Below are 16,486 nucleotides of genomic sequence, written 5' to 3' on the forward strand. Positions count from 1 at the left end.
CCGCCGATGACCCTGCCACCGCCGATTCCCGCCCATGACCCGGCATCCGCCGGTTGGTGGTGCCGCCACTGGCGCTGGGCGATGCCGTTGATGGTGGTGCTGGTGCTGGGTGGTGCAGGGGGTGTGGTGACCTGGAGCGTGCTGCGCTGGAGCGAGGCGGCACGCGAGAGCCCGCCGATGCGCGAGGCGCTGCGGCGCGCGGGCTGCAGTATTGAACTGGTGGAAGCGTTCGGTGAGCCGTTGAACATCGAGTCGATGCCGCTGGGCAGCATGCAGACTGCGATCAACGGCCAGCGTGATGTCGGCCTGACCGTAGCCCTGGAAGGACCGCATGCGCACGGACGGTTGTTCGTGCAGGGTACCCGTCGCGATGACGTGTGGGACTACCCGGTGATGTACGTGTTGGGCGAGGACAAGCAGACCTTCGACCTGACGGCGCTGGATGACGACGAGGCCGCGCAGGAGTGCGAGCTGAGGGCCTGCCGTGATCGCGGCGAATGCCCGCTGACCGCCGTGCTGTGACCTCCGGGCGCAGGCGACTGCGGGACGTCGACTGGGTAGAGTCGACTGTCAGTCGACTGCTCTTCGATCAGACAGCGAAAAACCCCGCGCTGCGCGCGATGGTCGACCGGGGTAGAGTCGACTGTCAGTCGACTGCTCTTCGATCAGACAGCGAAAACCCCCGCGCTGCGCGCGATAGTCGACCGGGTAGAGTCGACTGTCAGTCGACTGCTCTTCGATCAGGTAGCGAAACCCCGCGCTGCGCGCGATAGTCGACTGACAGTCGACTCTACTCCCGCCAGGTTTCCGCAGAGCCCGGCTGCATAACCAGCCCGCCATGACTTCCCACCGATTGTCGCCATCGCCGTGAGCGCGTAGGGTGCGGGCAACCCTTTGCTGGAGTGTCCCATGAAGCCGATTGCGCTCGCCGTTGCCCTGGCCCTGACTGCCGCACCGCTGCTGTCCGCACCACCGGCGCTGGCGGCACCCTCCGCCAAGGCCGCCACCCCGGCCAGCCCGGCCTGGGTCGCCCGCAGCAATGCGCTGGCGCAGATTCTGCTGGACGCCCAGGGCCCGTTCCAGCCGGAGGAAACCGGCTTCTTCGGCGTGCCCGGCTACGACGACAAGGTGGCCGATCTCGGCCCGGACAACGGCAAGCGCTACCGCGCTGCCATGGCCAAGGCACGTGACGAACTGAAGGCAAAGCTGGCCGTCGAGAAGGATCCCAATGTCCGCCAGGACTTGGAAATCATGATCCACGCCGCCAGCCAGAACATCGAAGGCAGCGAGCTCAACGAGAAGTACCTGCTGCCGTGGAGCGATGCGCCGCAGACCGTGTTCAGCGGCCTCAACCTGCTGCTGTCCGACCAGGTGCCGGTCGAGCGCCGGGCCAAGGCGGTCGACCGCCTCAAGGCCTATGCCGGCCTGCAGCCGGGCGGCACCGCCTTCACCACGCTGGCGCGCCAGCGCTACGAGGAACGGCTGGAGGACAGCAGCCTGTTGCAGCCGACGAAGATTGAAGTGCAGCAGTCGCTGGACAACGTCGAGACCTACATCACCGGTATCGAGTCGCTGCTGAAGAAGTACCAGATTGCCGGCGCCGATGAAGCAATGAAGGCGCTGGCCGGGCAGATGAAGGACTACGCCGCCTGGACCCGCAAGGAGGTACTGCCGAAGGCACGTGCCGACGCACGCCTGCCGGCGCCGTTGTACGCCTACCAGCTCAAGCAGGTCGGCATCGACATCGACCCGAAGCTGCTGATGCAGCGCGCGCAGCTGGAGTTCATGGAAACCCGCTCGGCGATGCAGCAGCTGGCACCGCTGGTGGTGAAGGACAAGGGGCTGAAGGTGGCCGACCCGAGCGATCCGGTGGCGGTGATCCGCGCGCTGAAGGCCGACAAGATCGCCGACGACCATCTGGAAGGTCACTATCGCAAGGTGATCGATGCGATCGATCCGCTGATCCGCGAGCACGCCATCGTCGACGTGCCCAAGCGCGCCATGCAGATGCGCCTGGGCTCGGCCGCCGAGAGTGCGGCCAGCCCGGCTCCGCACTTCCTGCCGGCCCCGCTGGTCAACAACACCGGGCAGCAGGGCACCTTCGTGCTGCCGCTGGGCAACCCGGCAGCGGGCCCGGGCGCGCAGTACGACGACTTCAACTTCGGTGCGGCAGCATGGACGCTGAGCGCGCATGAAGGCCGCCCCGGCCACGAGCTGCAGTTCACCGCGATGGTCGAGCGTGGTGTGTCGCTGGCACGCACCATGTTCGCGTTCAATTCGGTGAACGTGGAAGGCTGGGCGCTGTACGCCGAAGCCGAGATGGTGCCGTACGAGCCGTTGGACGGGCAGATGATCGCCCTGCAGTTCCGCCTGCTGCGCGCCGCGCGCGCGATGCTCGACCCGATGCTCAACCTCGGCCTGACCGACCGTGCCAACGGCGAGCGCGTGCTGATGGAGCAGGTCGGCCTGTCCAAGGCGATGGCCACCCAGGAACTGGACCGCTACATGGTGCGGATGCCGGGCCAGGCCGGTAGCTACTTCTACGGCTACACCCGCATCCTGGAACTGCGCATGCAGACGGAACTGGCGCTGGGTGCGAAGTTCGACCGCCTGGCGTTCAACAACTTCCTGCTCGACCAGGGCCTGCTGCCGCCGGACCAGTTGGCCGACGCGGTGAACAAGGTGTTCGTACCGAAGTACAAGCGCTGAACACCCTCCGGTAGTGCCGGCCGCTGGCCGGCAACCGGTGTTGGTAGATGCCGACCTTGGTCGGCGCTGTGGGTTCGTGCCAACCAAGGTTGGCACCCACCAGAGCGATGTGTTGGCTGTTGCAGGGATGTGCCGGCCAGCGGCCGGCACTACCCCGGTGACGCTGCTGCGTCACCGCTGCGGGGTAATCACCTGTGTCGGCAACCGCGCCGGCGGTGCCGGATTCGGCACCCAGATCGCGACGCCTGCGGCGCGCTTCTGCGTGGTCGGAATCCCGATGCCGACGCCACCACCGACGTGCGAGCCGAACGTGCCCGCGCCCACCGACATGCCTACCGGCGACCCGCTGCTGCCCACGCCCATCAGCACCACGCCGTTGGCGCCCAGCGCTGCGGCTTCACGCTTCAGGCGGGCCACCGCGGCGTCGGTCTGGCCCTGGGTGCCGAAGCCGACGGCGGAAGACGATTCCAGCTGGGCGATTTCCTGGGAGCCGGCCGGTGGCGTCGAATAGATCTGCACCAGCGCCGGATCGATCGGTGCGCGCGCGCGGCCCAGCATCACCTTGGAGGTGCTGGCACAGCCGGCGGCGACCAGCAGCGTGGCCGCCAACGCGGCCCAACGGATGTTCATGGCACTTCCCCTGCAGGACTGGTTGCGATGATCGGCGGGCCACTCTGAATCGGCGCCAACACCCGGGCCGGGGCACGCACGACAGCACGCTAGCACGGGTCGGGTGACAGCCCCGCCAATGGCAGTAGGCGGCGGCAACGGGAACGATTATGGTGGGGCCAGGAACCAACTGCGGGAGAGCGGCATGGGTGTGATCAGTCTGTTGTGGGGCGTATTGGCGCTGTTGTGGATGATCCTGGCGTTGATTCCGCTGCTGGGCTGGGGCAACTGGTTCCTGATCCCGTTCGCCGCGGTCGGTGCGGTGATCGCCGCGCTGGGCATCCTGTTCACCCACCCGAGCAAGCGTGGTCGGGCGTGGGCCGGATTGGTCCTGAACGGTATCGTGGTGGTGGTCGGCATCCTGCGTCTTGGCCTGGGCGGCGGCGTGGTCTGAGCCCGGTCCCGGGTGCGACAGGGCGTCGCAGGCACACGGCCGATGGCCGGGCGGGGGCGTACAATGAATGGCTGCGCGAGCCCCCCGCGTGCCTGTGAATCCGCGCCCCGCGCGGCTGCCCCATGATCATCCGACCCCGTCCCCACGGCTGGCAACTTCTGTACATCCTGCGCGGTTCGATCGTCAAAGCGATCGCGCCGAAGGTGCTGGCCATCCTGATCCTGTCCATCGCCGTGGCTGCGGTGGTCGAACTGGCGCCCCCCACCGGCATCGAACGCGTGTCGGTGACCCCGTTCACCCTGCTTGGCCTGGTGCTGTCGATCTTCCTCAGCTTCCGCAACAGCGCCTGCTACGACCGCTGGTGGGAAGGACGCAAGCTGTGGGGCCAGCTGGTCTACGAATCGCGTTCGCTGGCGCGCCAGGTAAACCTGCTGCTGGACGACGACGCGGGCCGTCGTCGTCGCGTCGCCTACCTCACCACCGCGTTCGCCCATGCGCTGGCGGCGCGACTGCGTGGTCGCATCGTCGCCCTGGCAGCACTGCCGTGGCTGGACAAGCGCCAGCGCGAACAGCTGGGCCAGCGCGAGAACGTGCCCGATGCACTGCTGGCGATGATCGCGGCCGAACTGGCGCATGCGCTGCGCGCCGGCCAGCTCGAGCCCATCCTCTACACCCAGCTGGAAGAGCGCCTGCACGCGATGTCGTCGATCCAGGCCGGCTGCGAGCGCATCCTCACCACGCCGCTGCCGTTCGCCTACACCCTGCTGCTGCACCGCTGCGCGTGGATGTTCTGCGTGCTGCTGCCGTTCGGCCTGGCCAGTTCGCTGGGCTGGGGCACGCCGGTGCTGTCGGCGGTGCTGGCCTATGCCTTCTTCGGCCTGGACCAGCTGGGCGAAGAAATGGAAGACCCCTTCGGCCTTGAGCCGAACGATCTGCCGCTGGACGCGCTGGTGCGCACGATCGAGATCGACCAGCTCGATGCGCTCGGCGAACGCCCGTTGCCCGAACCCCTGCTGCCGCAGGGCTACCTGTTGCAATAGCCACTCCTCGGAGCCTGCCATGTCCCACCCGCTGTACCGCCCGCGCCGCATGCGCCACGACGAGTTCTCGCGCCGCCTGATGCGCGAGAACACGCTGACCACCGATGACCTGATCTACCCGGTGTTCGTGCACGAACTGGCCGGCCGCACCGCAGTGCCGTCGATGCCGGGCGTGGAGCGGCTGTCGATCGAAGAACTGCTGAAGGTGGCCGAAGAGGCGCTGGAGCTGGGCATTCCGGTGATCGACCTGTTCCCGGTGATCGACCCGTCGCTGAAATCGCTGGATGCATCGGCGGCGTGGGCCGAGGACGGCCTGGCGCAACGCGCGATCCGCGCGCTGAAGTCGCGCTTCCCGGAACTGGGGGTGATGACCGACGTGGCGCTGGACCCGTACACCACCCACGGCCAGGACGGCATCATCGATGACAAGGGCTATGTGCTGAACGACATCACCGTCGAAGCGCTGGTCAAGCAGTCGGTATCGCATGCCGAAGCCGGCGTCGACATCGTTTCGCCGTCGGACATGATGGATGGCCGCATCGGCGCGATCCGCCGTGCGCTGGATGCCGACAACCACGTCAACGTGCGCATCATGGCTTACTCGGCCAAGTACGCCTCGGCGTTCTACGGTCCGTTCCGTGATGCGGTGGGCAGCGCGGCCAGCCTCGGCAAGGCCGACAAGAAGACCTACCAGATGGACCCGGCCAACGGCGACGAAGCCCTGCGCGAGATCGCGCTGGACCTGGAAGAGGGCGCCGACATGGTGATGGTCAAGCCGGGCATGCCGTACCTGGACCTGGTGCGCCGGGTGAAGGAAAAATTCGGTGTGCCGACCTTCGCCTATCAGGTCAGTGGCGAGTACGCGATGATGAAGGCCGCCTTCGCCAACGGCTGGCTGGACGAGCGCGCCTGCGTGCTGGAGTCGCTGCTGGGCTTCAAGCGGGCCGGTGCCGATGGCGTGCTGACCTATTTCGCGCCGCAGGTGGCGCGATGGCTGCGCGAGCGCTGACAATAGCGCCACGATAGACGGAGGACTGCGCAATGGGACCCGAACTGGGATGGATGCAATGGCTGATCTGGGGCACCGGCACGCTGGTGTTCGGCGCCATCATCGTCGGTGTCTTCATCGCCGCGTGGCGCGCGGGCAAGCGCCCACCGGAGCAGCTCTCCGCCGCCCGCCACGTGGCCCGTGAGCAGGCCCTGCCGGACAGCGTGCAGGCCGAGCTGGCCGCGCTGAACCAGCGCAAGGACAATGGCCAGCTGAGCGAGATGGAGTACGAGCAGTTGCGCGCCAAGGTGTTGTCGCGCTGACGGGCAATGCCGGGGGTCGGATCCCTTTCCGCAGGAAAGGGCTCTGACCCCTTCGCGGGCGCATCCACGCGCGGCGTGGATCTACCGCACGCACCCGGCCACCGCCGCCACCTTCGGCACCGCCAACCGGTACACGTCCACGCCACCGGCACGCGGTGCCCTGGCCGCGCTGCTGGCCACCATCATTTCGCCTGGCTTGGCGTTGTCGATCACCGGCGCGCCGGTCCAGCCGCCGGTCTGGTTGAACGACAGTCCCAACGGTTGCAGGGCCGCGCCACTCCACGCGCAGCCGCTGCTCCACACCTGTGCGGTCGTGCCGTTGCCGCGGATGAACACCACTGCGCCATCGTTGCCCAGCCAGTCGCCGTCGGTCTCGTCATCGGCGCTGTTCAACGCTGTCAATGCGGTGGCCGGGCCGCGCATGCCCTGCGCATCCAGCGTCGCCACGAACAGGTTCCAGCCGGCGCCACGGCCCTGTTGGCGGGCAAACAGCAGCCGCGTGCCGTCCGCGCTCAGGGCCGGCCCGCGCTCTTCGTGGCGTCCACCGTCGCCGGCCATGGGGTGCGCCTTGCCCAGCCGGCCATCGGCTTCCACCGCAGCCCGGTACAGCGCCAGCGCGCCTTCGCGGCCGGCGGCGAACAACAGCCAGCGGCCGTCGCGGCTGAAGTAGGGATCGCGGGCCTCGCCGGCCACGCCTACCGGCAGGGCCTGCGCCTGCTGCCAGCGGCCATCGACCACGCGCGCCTCCCACAGGCCCCAGCCGGCTTCGCCGCGGCGGGCGAAGACGATGCGCTGGCCGTCGGCACTGATCGTGGCGCGGCCCTCGTCGGCACGGGTCGAGACCACGCCCATGCCTTCGATGCCGTACTCGTTCAACGCCATCGCCACGGGGGCAGAGAGTAGACTGGCGGCAAGCACCAGCAGGGGCAGGGTGATGCGCATCATCCGGTTCCATGCACGAACAGAGCATCAGTCTAGCCAGCTTGAGGATTCCATGACCGACCGTTACGCCGTCTTCGGACACCCCGTTGCCCACTCGAAGTCGCCGCAGATCCACGCGACGTTCGGTCGCCAGGAAGGCATCGCGGTGGATTACCGCGCGATCGACCTGGCCCCGGAGGCGTTCCTGGCCGGCCTGGAGGCCTTCGCCGCCGACGGCGGTGTCGGCGCCAACGTCACCTCGCCGCACAAGGAGGCCGCGTTCTCGGTGTGCACCACCCTGACCGCACGCGCGCGCCGCGCCGGTTCGGTCAACACGCTGCTGCGCAAGGGCGACCGCTGGCATGGCGACACCACCGACGGCATCGGCCTGGTGCGTGACCTGACCGACCGCCATGGCCTGGACCTGCGTGGCCGCCGCATGTTGCTGATCGGTGCCGGTGGCTCCGCGCGCAGCGTCGCCCCGGCGCTGCTTGATGCCGGCATCACCGAGCTGGTGGTGGTCAACCGCACGCCGGAACGCGCCGATGAACTGATCGATGCGATGGGTGAGCCGGGTCGCGCGATCAGCCGCTACTGGGAAGACCTGCGTGATCTGGGTGACTTCGAACTGATCGTCAACGCCACCTCGGCCGGCCGCGACCGTGACATCGAGTTCAAGCTGCCGCTGTCGCTGGTCAACTCGATGACCACCGCCGTCGACCTCAACTACGGCGAAGCGGCGATCGCCTTCCTGGCCTGGGCGCGCGCCGCGGAGTGCCGCAATACGGTCGATGGCCTGGGCATGCTGGTCGAGCAGGCCGCTGAGAGTTTCCTGCAGTGGCACGGTGTGCGCCCGCAGACCGACGAGGTCTACCAGTCGCTGCGCCAGGGCTCGGCCGTGCTGGCCGGCGAGGACTGATCGATGGACGGCACAACCCTGCTGGTCACGGTGCTGAGCATGGTGGGCGTGCGCCTGCCGGTGCTGATCGCGCTGTGCGTGGGCCTGGTCTGGGTGGTCGGCGCACCGCGCGATGCCACCCGCACCGGTGCCTTGGTCGGCCTGCTGCTGTTGCTGCTGGCCAGCCTCGGCGGCATGGCGGCGGGCATCCTGCCGATGTGGATGGTCCGCAGCGGTGATTTCAGTGCCGTGTCGAGCTTGAGTGCCATCCTCGGCGTGCTGCATTTCGCGCTGGCGATGGTCGAGGCGATCGGTGTGGTGCTGGTGGTGTGGGCGCTGGTGCGCCTGCTGCGTACCCGTACGCTCCCGGCCGCCTGACCGGTCGCGCCGGGCCATGCCCGGCGTATCTGCCCCTGGGATGGTCCGGCCATTGGACCGGGACCGCCAGCGGGCGTCGTCGCTGGCCCGTTCAGGGTCCCAGCGGCGGTGAATGCGGCCGGCCATGCGACAATGCCCGGCCTGATCCAGCTACGGTAATTCCCGGCGTGACCGAAACCGTCGCCGCTCCGCGCACCCTCGATGACACCTTGAAGGACGCGATCCGCAAGGCGTACACGACGCTGCAGGCCAATACCCCCGGCTTTTCCACCCGTCGCTCGCAGAGCCAGATGATCGGCGTGGTGTCGCGTGCGCTGTCGAAAAGCGGTGGCGTCGGCGTGGTCGAGGCGCCCACCGGCGTCGGCAAGAGCCTGGGCTACCTCACCGCAGGCGTGCCGATCGCATTGGCCAGCAAGAAGAAGCTGGTGATCAGCACCGGCACCGTGGCGCTGCAGTCGCAGCTGGTCGAGCGCGATATCCCGAATTTCCTGAAAGCCACCGGCCTGGAGGCGACCGTGGCGCTGGCCAAGGGCCGTACCCGCTACCTGTGCACGCGCAATGCCGCCGAGGCGCAGGGCGAGGGCTCGCAGGGCGGCATGTTCGAGGATGACGCGCCGCTGTTCGACCGGCCACTGGCGCCGATCGAGATGGACATCGCCAAGCGCCTGACCGACGCCTTCACCAGCGGCAGCTGGGATGGCGATATCGACAACGCACCGGAGACGATCAGCCCCGGCCTGCGCAGCCGCATCACCACGCCGGCCTCGGGTTGCGCGGGGCGCCGTTGTGCGTACTCGGCACAGTGCGCGGTACTGCGTTCGCGCAACACCGTGCGTGACGCGCAGATCGTGGTCACCAATCACGCGCTGCTGCTGTCGGCGCTGTCGATCGGCGACAGCGACAACGGCCAGCCGTTGATCGCACCGCCGTCGGACATGCTGCTGGTGCTGGATGAAGGCCATCACATCGGCAACGTGGCGATCGACCAGGGCGCGGCCAGCCTGGCGCTGGACGAGATGGCCAAACGCACCGGTCGCCTGCAGATCCTGATCGCCGGCGCCTACCGCGCGGTCGACAAGGATCGCCTCGGCAACCTGCTGCCGAACGAAGCGATCGAGGTGGCCAGCAACGTGGCCAAGCAGCTGCGCGCGTTCCGTGACCACATCGAGCGGGTGTGGATGCCGGCGCCAGCCGATGAGGAACCGATGTGGCGCGCCGCCAATGGACGCCTGCCCGAGGCCTGGCGCGAGCCGATCGAAGCACTGGCCGACGATACCCGCAGTCTCTACAACTGGGCGCATGCCGCCACCGCGCAGGTGGCCAAGGGCAAGCCGGACGATGCCGCGCGCGAGCGCCTGCAGCGCAACCTGGGCATGGCGCTGGAAATGATCGAGCAGCAGTACAACCTGTGGCAGGCCTGGCGTCGCGAAGACAAGGACGGTGCGCCGCCGATGGCGCGCTGGGTCACCGCCACCCGCGACGGCGACCTGGTGCTGCACGGCTCGCCGGTGTCGGCCGCGCACGTGCTGCGCAAGCTGCTATGGGATGAAGTGGACTCGGTGGTGATGACCTCGGCGACGCTGACCGGCGGTGGAGACTTCCAGTCGCTGGCGATCGACAACGGCATTCCAGAAGAGGCCGAGATGGTCTCGCTGTCGTCACCGTTCGACCTGCCCAACCAGGCCGAGCTGATCGTGCCGAAGTTCCCGGTCACTCCGGACGACCGCGAAGGCCACCCGCGCGAAGTGGCGCGCTATCTCGACACCGAGTTGGACTGGGCCAAGGGCTCGATGGTGCTGTTCACCTCGCGCTGGAAGATGGAGAAGGTGGCTGGGCTGATGTCGGCCGCGCGCCGCAAGCAGGTGCTGGTGCAGGGCGAGATGTCCAAGACCCGGCTGATCGACGAGCACCTGCGCCGCGTGGCCGCAGGCGAGGGTTCGGTGCTGTTCGGACTGAACTCGTTCGGCGAAGGCCTCGACCTGCCCGGTGAAGCCTGCACCACGGTGGTGATCACCCAGGTGCCATTCGCGGTTCCGACCGATCCGCAGACCGCCACCCTCAGCGAATGGTTCGAGGGGCGTGGGCTGAATGCCTTCAATCTGATCGCCATTCCGCATGCGTTGCGCACGCTGACCCAGTTCGCAGGCCGCCTGATCCGCACTTCCACCGACACCGGCCGCGTGATCATCCTCGATTCGCGGCTGCTGACCCGCCGCTACGGCAAGCGCATCATCGACGCGCTGCCGCCGTTCAAGCGTGTGATCGGCTGACCGGTAGTGCCGGCCGCTGGCCGGCAAAAAGGGGACGGAGGGAATTAAGTCGTTTTAGCCACAAACGACTTAATTCCCTCCGTCCCCTTTTTTGCGAGCACTGTACAGATGCCGGCCAGGGGCCGGCACTACCGCACGGGCTGACGATCGGACAGCGGCGCTTGATGGTTACCGGGTGCCTGTTTCAGGCGTCCGGCAGCCTGGTCCATAGGCCTCCGTGTATGGTTTGCCGAAGCAGCGCAGTAGCCCATCAAGCACATCCAGGTTCGGTGGCCACGGCATCTGCACCTGCTGCCCGCCCTCGGTGGTGAAGTGGTAGCGGCCGTCCCTGATGTTCTCCGCCATCGCGGTGGGCGTCGGTATTGCGACCAGCCTCGCACGAGCCTTCTCCAGGGCGCTGCGGTCCTGGCGCAGGAACGCGACCATGCCGTCCACGTAGGCATTCCAGTAACCCGGGTCGCCCGCGTTCACGGGTTTGTGGCTGCGTTCCATCAGCGTGATCGCCTGCGCGGTCTGCCCCAGCTCCGCGCGCAGCTGGCCCTCATGCCAGGTGATGATGACGTTGCCTTCTGCCTTGGGCAGAGCGCCATAGGCGGACAGCAGGTCGGCCGCTTCGCGGGTACAGCCACGGTCGGCCAGCGGGCGCCAGCCACCTGCCAGGTCCTGATCGAATCGACCAGGTTCCATCGCCAGCATCGCTGCACGGTCGTAGCTGCAGTCGGGGGCTTTGGGCGGCTCCGCAGACGCGCCCATGGCAGCGGCCAGCGCAAAGGAAAGCAACATCATCTCAACCTCCGTGTTGGTGACTCCCTGGACCACCATAACGGATCAGGATGGGTAGCGCCGGCCGCTGGCCGGCAACCTCATTGATGTGGGGCGTCGCAGTACAGATGCCGGCCAGCGGCCGGCACTACCGTATGGCGGTCAATCGCCCAGAAGCGCGGTGTTGCGTACGGCACCCTTGTCGGCGCTGGTGGCGAGCAGTGCATAAGCCTTCAGCGCGCTGGTGACCTTGCGTGGGCGCGGTGCGCGCGGCTTCCAACCACGCGCATCGGCGTCGCTGCGGCGCTGGGCCAGCACGGCCTCGTCCAGCAGCAGGTCGATACGGCGGGCAGGGATGTCGATGCGGATGCGGTCGCCATCTTCCACCAGGCCGATGACACCCCCGCTGGCGGCTTCCGGCGAGACATGGCCGATCGACAGGCCCGAGGTGCCGCCGGAGAAGCGGCCATCGGTGAGCAGTGCGCACTGCTTGCCCAGCCCCTTCGACTTCAGATAGCTGGTCGGGTACAGCATTTCCTGCATGCCGGGGCCGCCCTTCGGGCCTTCGTAGCGGATCACCACCACCTCGCCCGGCTGCACTTCGTCGGCGAGGATGCCGGCGACGGCGGCGTCCTGGCTTTCATAGACACGCGCGGGACCTTCGAACACATGGATCGACTCGTCCACGCCGGCGGTCTTCACCACGCAGCCATCCACGGCCAGGTTGCCGCGCAGCACGGCCAGCCCGCCTTCCAGCGAATACGCATGCTGCAGCGAGCGGATGCAGCCCTCGGCGCGGTCTACGTCCAGCGTCGGCCAGCGCGTGGCCTGGCTGAAGGCCTCCTGGGTGGGAATGCCGGCAGGGCCGGCCTTGAAGAAGGTGTGCAGGGTGTCGTTGTCACTGCGCACCACGTCCCAGCGTTCCAGTGCTTCGGCCAGGCTGGCGCTGTGCACGGTCGGCACCGTGGTTTCGAGCAGGCCGGCGCGGTCCAGTTCACCGAGGATGCCGAACACACCGCCGGCGCGGTGCACGTCCTCGATGTGGTACTTCGGCGTATTCGGCGCCACCTTGCACAGCTGCGGGACGCGCCGCGACAGCGCGTCGATGTGGGTCAGGTTGAAGTCGACCTCCGCTTCCTGCGCGGCGGCCAGCAGGTGCAGGATGGTGTTGGTGGAGCCGCCCATGGCGATGTCGAGGGTCATCGCATTGGCAAACGCCGCCTGGGTGGCGATGCCGCGCGGCAGCGCGCTCGGGTCTTCGCCGCCATACCAGCGATGGCAGAGTTCGACGATCAGGCGGCCGGCACGGCGGAACAGCGCCTCACGGTCGGCGTGGGTGGCCAGCGTGGTGCCGTTGCCGGGCAGTGACAGGCCCAGTGCTTCGGTCAGGCAGTTCATCGAGTTGGCGGTGAACATGCCCGAGCAGGAGCCGCAGGTGGGGCAGGCGCTGCGTTCGAACGCTGCCACCTTCTCGTCGGAAGCGCTGTCATCGGCAGCCACCACCATCGCATCGACCAGGTCCAGCTTGTGCTCGGACAGCTTGGTCTTGCCCGCTTCCATCGGCCCGCCGGAGACGAACACCACCGGGATGTTGAGGCGCAGCGCTGCCATCAGCATGCCGGGGGTGATCTTGTCGCAGTTGCTGATGCACACCAGCGCGTCGGCGCAATGCGCGTTGACCATGTACTCCACGGCGTCGGCGATGATCTCGCGGCTGGGCAGCGAATACAGCATGCCGTCGTGGCCCATCGCGATGCCGTCGTCCACGGCGATGGTGTTGAATTCCTTGGCGACGCCGCCGACCTGCTCGATTTCTCGCGCGACCAACTGGCCGAGGTCCTTCAGGTGCACGTGGCCGGGCACGAACTGGGTGAAGGAGTTGGCGATGGCGATGATCGGCTTGTGGAAGTCGCCGTCCTTCATGCCGGTGGCACGCCACAGGGCGCGGGCGCCGGCCATGTTGCGGCCGGCGGTGGAGGTGCGGGAACGGTATTCGGGCATGGCTGGCGGAACGGGCGGGCCGTACGACGTGGGGGTCAGCCGATCATGGCCAATTTTTTCGGTTGCTGCTGCAACCACCGGGGAGAGAGCGGCAGGGCTGCGCCCTGCACCCGGGGTAGTGCCGGCCGCTGGCCGGCAACCTCAACAGCAACAGCTGGGCTATCCGTGGGATGGCGGGGTGGGTCCGGCTGCGGGGGACGGCGCAAGTACGTCCATGTAGCCTCGGTCGCGCCATCCATGGCGCTCACGCCCCCGCAACCGGACCCACCCCGCCTTCGACAGTTTCCTGCGATCTGACGGGGTCGGATCCCGTTGCTGCGCGACGGGCTCTGACCCCCGATTCCTGATTGGAACGACGAAAATGAAAGTCCGTTCATCTTTCGGACTTTGCCGATTCCGGTTGCTGGCCCGGATTTGGCATCATTGGGGCATTGATCCGTCGACAGGGCATGAGGCCATGAAACGTTCCCGCACCACCGCGCTGCTGCTGATGAGCGCCGCGCCGCTGCTGTTCACCGCCTGCCAGAAGGAGCCGGAGGTGAAGGTGCAGGAAGGCCTGTACACGTCGGTCGAGGCCTGCACCGAGGCCACCGGCGATCCGTCGTCGTGCCGCAATGCCTTCGCCGAAGCGCAGAAGCAGGCCGCCGATGCGGCGCCGAAGTACGCCAGCAGGGAAGCCTGCGAGAAGGATTACAAGCCGGAGCAGTGCGTGCAGCAGCACACCTCGGCCGGTACCTCGTTCATCGGCCCGATGATGATGGGCTTCTTCATGTCGCAGATGCTGAGCAACCGCGGAGGCCTGGCACCGCAGGCACCGGCGTCGGCGCCGGCCTACCAGGACAAGAATGCGGGTTGGGCGCGCCCGGCACCGGGTGGCACTGGTGGCCTGAACACCGCCAGCGGCATCGGCGCGGGCAAGGCCGGCCTGGCCCCGGTCACCAGCGAACCGAACCGTGCGGTCACTGCCAGCCGTGGTGGCTTCGGCAACACCAGCGCGCGCCGCAGCAGCAGCGGCAGCTACGGCGGCTGATCGACCCATGCAGCGCATCCGGATTGCCGAGCGTGCCCAATGGCGGGCGCGCGCGGAAGAGGCGGGTTTCCGCTTCCACACCATCGACGGCCAGCCGTACTGGGACGAAAGCGCGTACTACGCGTTCACCCTGCGCCAGATCGAGCAGGACATCGAAGACCCCAGCGCCGAGCTGCACCAGATGGCGCTGGACCTGGTCGGCGATGTCATCGCCAGCGAACGCTTGATGGACCAGCTGGCGATTCCGTCGCATTACCGCGACTGGATCGCCGACAGCTGGCGCCAGCGCCAGCCGCATCTGTACGGTCGCCTGGACCTGGCCTACGACGGTACTGGGCCGGCCAAGCTGTACGAACTGAACTACGACACGCCGACCTCGCTGTTCGAGGCCAGCTTCTTCCAATGGCAGTGGCTGGAAGACCAGCGCAACGCCGGTCGCCTGCCGCAGCACGCCGACCAGTTCAACGCGATCCACGAAACGCTGGTCGAGCGTTTCGGCGAACTGGCCACGCAGCTGCCGCCGCCGCTGTATTTCAGTGCCGTGGGCAGCTCCGAAGAAGACCGCGGCACCGTCGACTATCTGCGCGACTGTGCATCGCAGGCCGGCCTGCATGGCCAGGCCATCGCCATCGAGGACATTGGCCTGTCCGAGGACGGCCGCTTCACCGCGCTGGACGATTCGGTGATCGGCACGCTGTTCAAGCTGTACCCGCTGGAAGACCTGATGGCCGAGGAATTCGGTCGCGCGCTGCCCGGCTCGGGCGTGCAGCTGCTGGAGCCGGCGTGGAAGGCGGTGTTGAGCAACAAGGCCATCCTGCCGCTGCTGTGGCAGCGCAACGTGGGCCATCCGAACCTGCTGGAAGCGCATTTCGATGACGGCAGCACGCTGGCGTCGGGCTGGGTGCGCAAGCCGCTGTTCTCGCGCGAAGGCGCGAACATCGAGATGCATCTGGCCGATGGCAGCACCCAGCGCAGCGACGGTCCCTACGATGGCCCGGCGATCATCCAGCGCGCCCATCCGCTCACCCGCTTCGAAGGCGGCTATCCGCTGATCGGCAGCTGGGTGGTGGGTGACCACGCCTGCGGCATCGGCATCCGCGAAGACGACAGCGCGATCACCCGTGACAGTGCGCGCTTCGTGCCGCATGCGATCGTTGACGAGGCGCCGACGCGGATCTACGTCTGATGGCGGTGCGGCGTTGGCCTGGCCGGCATGGGCGTTCTTCGCCCGTGCCTGGCCGGCACTTCGATGACGGGCGCAGCCTGCAGGCCTTCGCGGACCGCGTCGCGGTGCGTTGCCATCGCTGCGACACCCCCGGCTGGGTGGTCGCCAGCTGGGAACCCTACCGGTGGACCGCGCGATTCCGCTGCACCGGCTGCAGTTCTGCACTGGACAGTGGTGACTGGGTCGGTGCGGTCTACATGCTGGGCCGCCAACCTTGTGGATTCTGTGGGCATCAGTGGCTGCACGTGCGTCGTCGGGTTCCCGCTGGCGTTCCTGCACCGGCGTCCTTCGCTGCTCGATGCGCGCAATGTGATCGTAGTACCGATGTTTCGGTCTCGGTGCGTCCGTTGCGTGATGCCGAGCCTGCCGATCCGCACTTCGGATTGCCGCTGTGCCTGGTCGAACAGACCCGCGCAGGCCTGCTCTGGGCCTATAACGCTGAACATCTGCAGGCATTGCACGAGTACGCGAGCGCGACATTGCGCGAAAGCCGCGGCCATCACCGATCCATGTTCTCGCGCCTGCCGCAGTGGATGAAGCTGGCCCGCAACCGGGTGTTGCTGCAGCGCGCGGTGGAGCGATTGCAGCGGCGATTGCTGCAGGGGTAGTGCCGGCCGCTGGCCGGCAACCGGTGTTGGTGGATGCCGACCTTGGTCGGCGCTGTGGGTATCGTGCCAACCAAGGTTGGCACCCACCAGAGCGATGCACCGGTTGTTGCATGGGGTAGTGCCGGCCGCTGGCCGGCAACCGTTTCTGGTAGATGCCGACCTTGGTCGGCGCCGTGAGTTTCGTGCCAACCAAGGTAGGCACCCACCAGGGCGATGTGGCGGTTGTTACAGGGGGGGTAGTGCCGGCCGCTGGCCGGAAGCCGGTGTTGG

Annotated in this window: 16 protein-coding genes; 12 read left to right on the plus strand and 4 right to left on the minus strand. The window is 67.7% G+C overall.

From position 1 onward, the window contains the following. The first annotated feature begins 6 nt into the window (after positions 1 to 6). Positions 7 to 522 carry a cytochrome c oxidase assembly factor Coa1 family protein gene (locus AC5P9L_RS16165; protein WP_279915936.1) on the plus strand — a complete coding sequence of 172 codons (516 nt, stop codon included), beginning with the start codon at positions 7 to 9 and terminating at the stop codon, positions 520 to 522. A gap of 387 nt (positions 523 to 909) precedes the next feature. Next, positions 910 to 2,709: a DUF885 domain-containing protein gene (locus AC5P9L_RS16170; RefSeq protein ID WP_279915935.1), complete on the plus strand. Its 1,800-nt coding sequence runs from the start codon at positions 910 to 912 to the stop codon at positions 2,707 to 2,709. A 171-nt stretch (positions 2,710 to 2,880) separates the two neighbouring features. Here the strand turns inward: AC5P9L_RS16170 and AC5P9L_RS16175 are convergent, their stop codons facing one another. Continuing rightward, on the minus strand, positions 2,881 to 3,339 hold the full coding sequence (locus tag AC5P9L_RS16175) for a hypothetical protein (protein WP_005411549.1): 459 nt from the start codon (positions 3,337 to 3,339) through the stop codon (positions 2,881 to 2,883). Between the two features lie 184 nt (positions 3,340 to 3,523). Between AC5P9L_RS16175 and AC5P9L_RS16180 the strand changes: the two genes are divergently transcribed. From AC5P9L_RS16180 to AC5P9L_RS16195, 4 genes are all read left to right on the plus strand, one after another. Next, positions 3,524 to 3,772: a hypothetical protein gene (locus AC5P9L_RS16180; RefSeq protein ID WP_005411548.1), complete on the plus strand. Its 249-nt coding sequence runs from the start codon at positions 3,524 to 3,526 to the stop codon at positions 3,770 to 3,772. Positions 3,773 to 3,894: 122 nt separating this feature from the next. Continuing rightward, positions 3,895 to 4,812, plus strand: a complete 918-nt coding sequence (locus AC5P9L_RS16185; protein ID WP_495230661.1) for a bestrophin family protein — start codon at positions 3,895 to 3,897, stop codon at positions 4,810 to 4,812. Between the two features lie 19 nt (positions 4,813 to 4,831). Continuing rightward, positions 4,832 to 5,821 carry a porphobilinogen synthase gene (gene hemB / locus AC5P9L_RS16190; RefSeq protein WP_005414824.1) on the plus strand — a complete coding sequence of 330 codons (990 nt, stop codon included), beginning with the start codon at positions 4,832 to 4,834 and terminating at the stop codon, positions 5,819 to 5,821. 32 nt (positions 5,822 to 5,853) lie between these two features. After that, entirely contained in the window at positions 5,854 to 6,123 is a 270-nt protein-coding gene (locus tag AC5P9L_RS16195; protein ID WP_005411545.1) for a hypothetical protein, read from the plus strand. 81 nt (positions 6,124 to 6,204) lie between these two features. Here AC5P9L_RS16195 and AC5P9L_RS16200 read toward each other — a convergent pair whose 3' ends face one another. Continuing rightward, positions 6,205 to 7,068 (minus strand): TolB-like translocation protein, encoded by an 864-nt coding sequence (locus tag AC5P9L_RS16200; RefSeq protein WP_111117681.1) that lies wholly within the window; start codon positions 7,066 to 7,068, stop codon positions 6,205 to 6,207. A gap of 49 nt (positions 7,069 to 7,117) precedes the next feature. Between AC5P9L_RS16200 and aroE the strand changes: the two genes are divergently transcribed. From aroE to dinG, 3 genes are all read left to right on the plus strand, one after another. Continuing rightward, a complete protein-coding gene (aroE, locus tag AC5P9L_RS16205; protein WP_012481556.1) occupies positions 7,118 to 7,963 on the plus strand; it encodes a shikimate dehydrogenase in 846 nt (281 codons plus the stop codon). Between the two features lie 3 nt (positions 7,964 to 7,966). Beyond that, positions 7,967 to 8,320, plus strand: coding sequence for a hypothetical protein (locus AC5P9L_RS16210; RefSeq protein ID WP_005411542.1), 354 nt, complete (start codon positions 7,967 to 7,969; stop codon positions 8,318 to 8,320). Positions 8,321 to 8,487: 167 nt separating this feature from the next. Beyond that, a complete protein-coding gene (dinG, locus tag AC5P9L_RS16215; protein WP_005411541.1) occupies positions 8,488 to 10,590 on the plus strand; it encodes an ATP-dependent DNA helicase DinG in 2,103 nt (700 codons plus the stop codon). A 168-nt stretch (positions 10,591 to 10,758) separates the two neighbouring features. On the opposite strand, the gene AC5P9L_RS16220 is transcribed toward dinG, so the two are convergent. After that, complete coding sequence (locus AC5P9L_RS16220; protein ID WP_099524117.1) at positions 10,759 to 11,376, minus strand: hypothetical protein; 618 nt, start codon at positions 11,374 to 11,376, stop codon at positions 10,759 to 10,761. A 138-nt stretch (positions 11,377 to 11,514) separates the two neighbouring features. Further along, positions 11,515 to 13,353 (minus strand): dihydroxy-acid dehydratase, encoded by a 1,839-nt coding sequence (ilvD, locus tag AC5P9L_RS16225; RefSeq protein ID WP_171968659.1) that lies wholly within the window; start codon positions 13,351 to 13,353, stop codon positions 11,515 to 11,517. A gap of 457 nt (positions 13,354 to 13,810) precedes the next feature. On the opposite strand from ilvD, the gene AC5P9L_RS16230 reads away from it, so the two are divergent. The 3 genes from AC5P9L_RS16230 to AC5P9L_RS16240 are packed head-to-tail and all read left to right on the plus strand — an operon-like array spanning position 13,811 to position 16,216. Then, entirely contained in the window at positions 13,811 to 14,383 is a 573-nt protein-coding gene (locus tag AC5P9L_RS16230) for a DUF1190 domain-containing protein (RefSeq protein WP_005411539.1), read from the plus strand. Between the two features lie 7 nt (positions 14,384 to 14,390). Next, on the plus strand, positions 14,391 to 15,569 hold the full coding sequence (locus AC5P9L_RS16235) for a glutathionylspermidine synthase family protein (RefSeq protein ID WP_043035569.1): 1,179 nt from the start codon (positions 14,391 to 14,393) through the stop codon (positions 15,567 to 15,569). Continuing rightward, positions 15,569 to 16,216, plus strand: coding sequence for a hypothetical protein (locus AC5P9L_RS16240; RefSeq protein WP_024956134.1), 648 nt, complete (start codon positions 15,569 to 15,571; stop codon positions 16,214 to 16,216). The genes AC5P9L_RS16235 and AC5P9L_RS16240 overlap by 1 nt, the downstream gene beginning before the upstream one ends. Positions 16,217 to 16,486 lie beyond the last annotated feature (270 nt).

Source organism: Stenotrophomonas sp. YJH_SMC_64, assembly GCF_059371375.1.

Bases quoted from the DNA above. Each gene is read 5' to 3' on its own strand.
- AC5P9L_RS16240 (WP_024956134.1), top strand. From the start codon at position 15,569: ATGGCGGTGCGGCGTTGGCCTGGCCGGCATGGGCGTTCTTCGCCCGTG.
- AC5P9L_RS16175 (WP_005411549.1), bottom strand. From the start codon at position 3,339: ATGAACATCCGTTGGGCCGCGTTGGCGGCCACGCTGCTGGTCGCCGCC.
- AC5P9L_RS16235 (WP_043035569.1), top strand. From the start codon at position 14,391: ATGCAGCGCATCCGGATTGCCGAGCGTGCCCAATGGCGGGCGCGCGCG.
- AC5P9L_RS16220 (WP_099524117.1), bottom strand. From the start codon at position 11,376: ATGATGTTGCTTTCCTTTGCGCTGGCCGCTGCCATGGGCGCGTCTGCG.
- ilvD (WP_171968659.1), bottom strand. From the start codon at position 13,353: ATGCCCGAATACCGTTCCCGCACCTCCACCGCCGGCCGCAACATGGCC.
- AC5P9L_RS16185 (WP_495230661.1), top strand. From the start codon at position 3,895: ATGATCATCCGACCCCGTCCCCACGGCTGGCAACTTCTGTACATCCTG.
- AC5P9L_RS16195 (WP_005411545.1), top strand. From the start codon at position 5,854: ATGGGACCCGAACTGGGATGGATGCAATGGCTGATCTGGGGCACCGGC.
- hemB (WP_005414824.1), top strand. From the start codon at position 4,832: ATGTCCCACCCGCTGTACCGCCCGCGCCGCATGCGCCACGACGAGTTC.
- AC5P9L_RS16230 (WP_005411539.1), top strand. From the start codon at position 13,811: ATGAAACGTTCCCGCACCACCGCGCTGCTGCTGATGAGCGCCGCGCCG.
- AC5P9L_RS16200 (WP_111117681.1), bottom strand. From the start codon at position 7,068: ATGATGCGCATCACCCTGCCCCTGCTGGTGCTTGCCGCCAGTCTACTC.
- AC5P9L_RS16170 (WP_279915935.1), top strand. From the start codon at position 910: ATGAAGCCGATTGCGCTCGCCGTTGCCCTGGCCCTGACTGCCGCACCG.
- aroE (WP_012481556.1), top strand. From the start codon at position 7,118: ATGACCGACCGTTACGCCGTCTTCGGACACCCCGTTGCCCACTCGAAG.
- AC5P9L_RS16180 (WP_005411548.1), top strand. From the start codon at position 3,524: ATGGGTGTGATCAGTCTGTTGTGGGGCGTATTGGCGCTGTTGTGGATG.
- AC5P9L_RS16210 (WP_005411542.1), top strand. From the start codon at position 7,967: ATGGACGGCACAACCCTGCTGGTCACGGTGCTGAGCATGGTGGGCGTG.
- AC5P9L_RS16165 (WP_279915936.1), top strand. From the start codon at position 7: ATGACCCTGCCACCGCCGATTCCCGCCCATGACCCGGCATCCGCCGGT.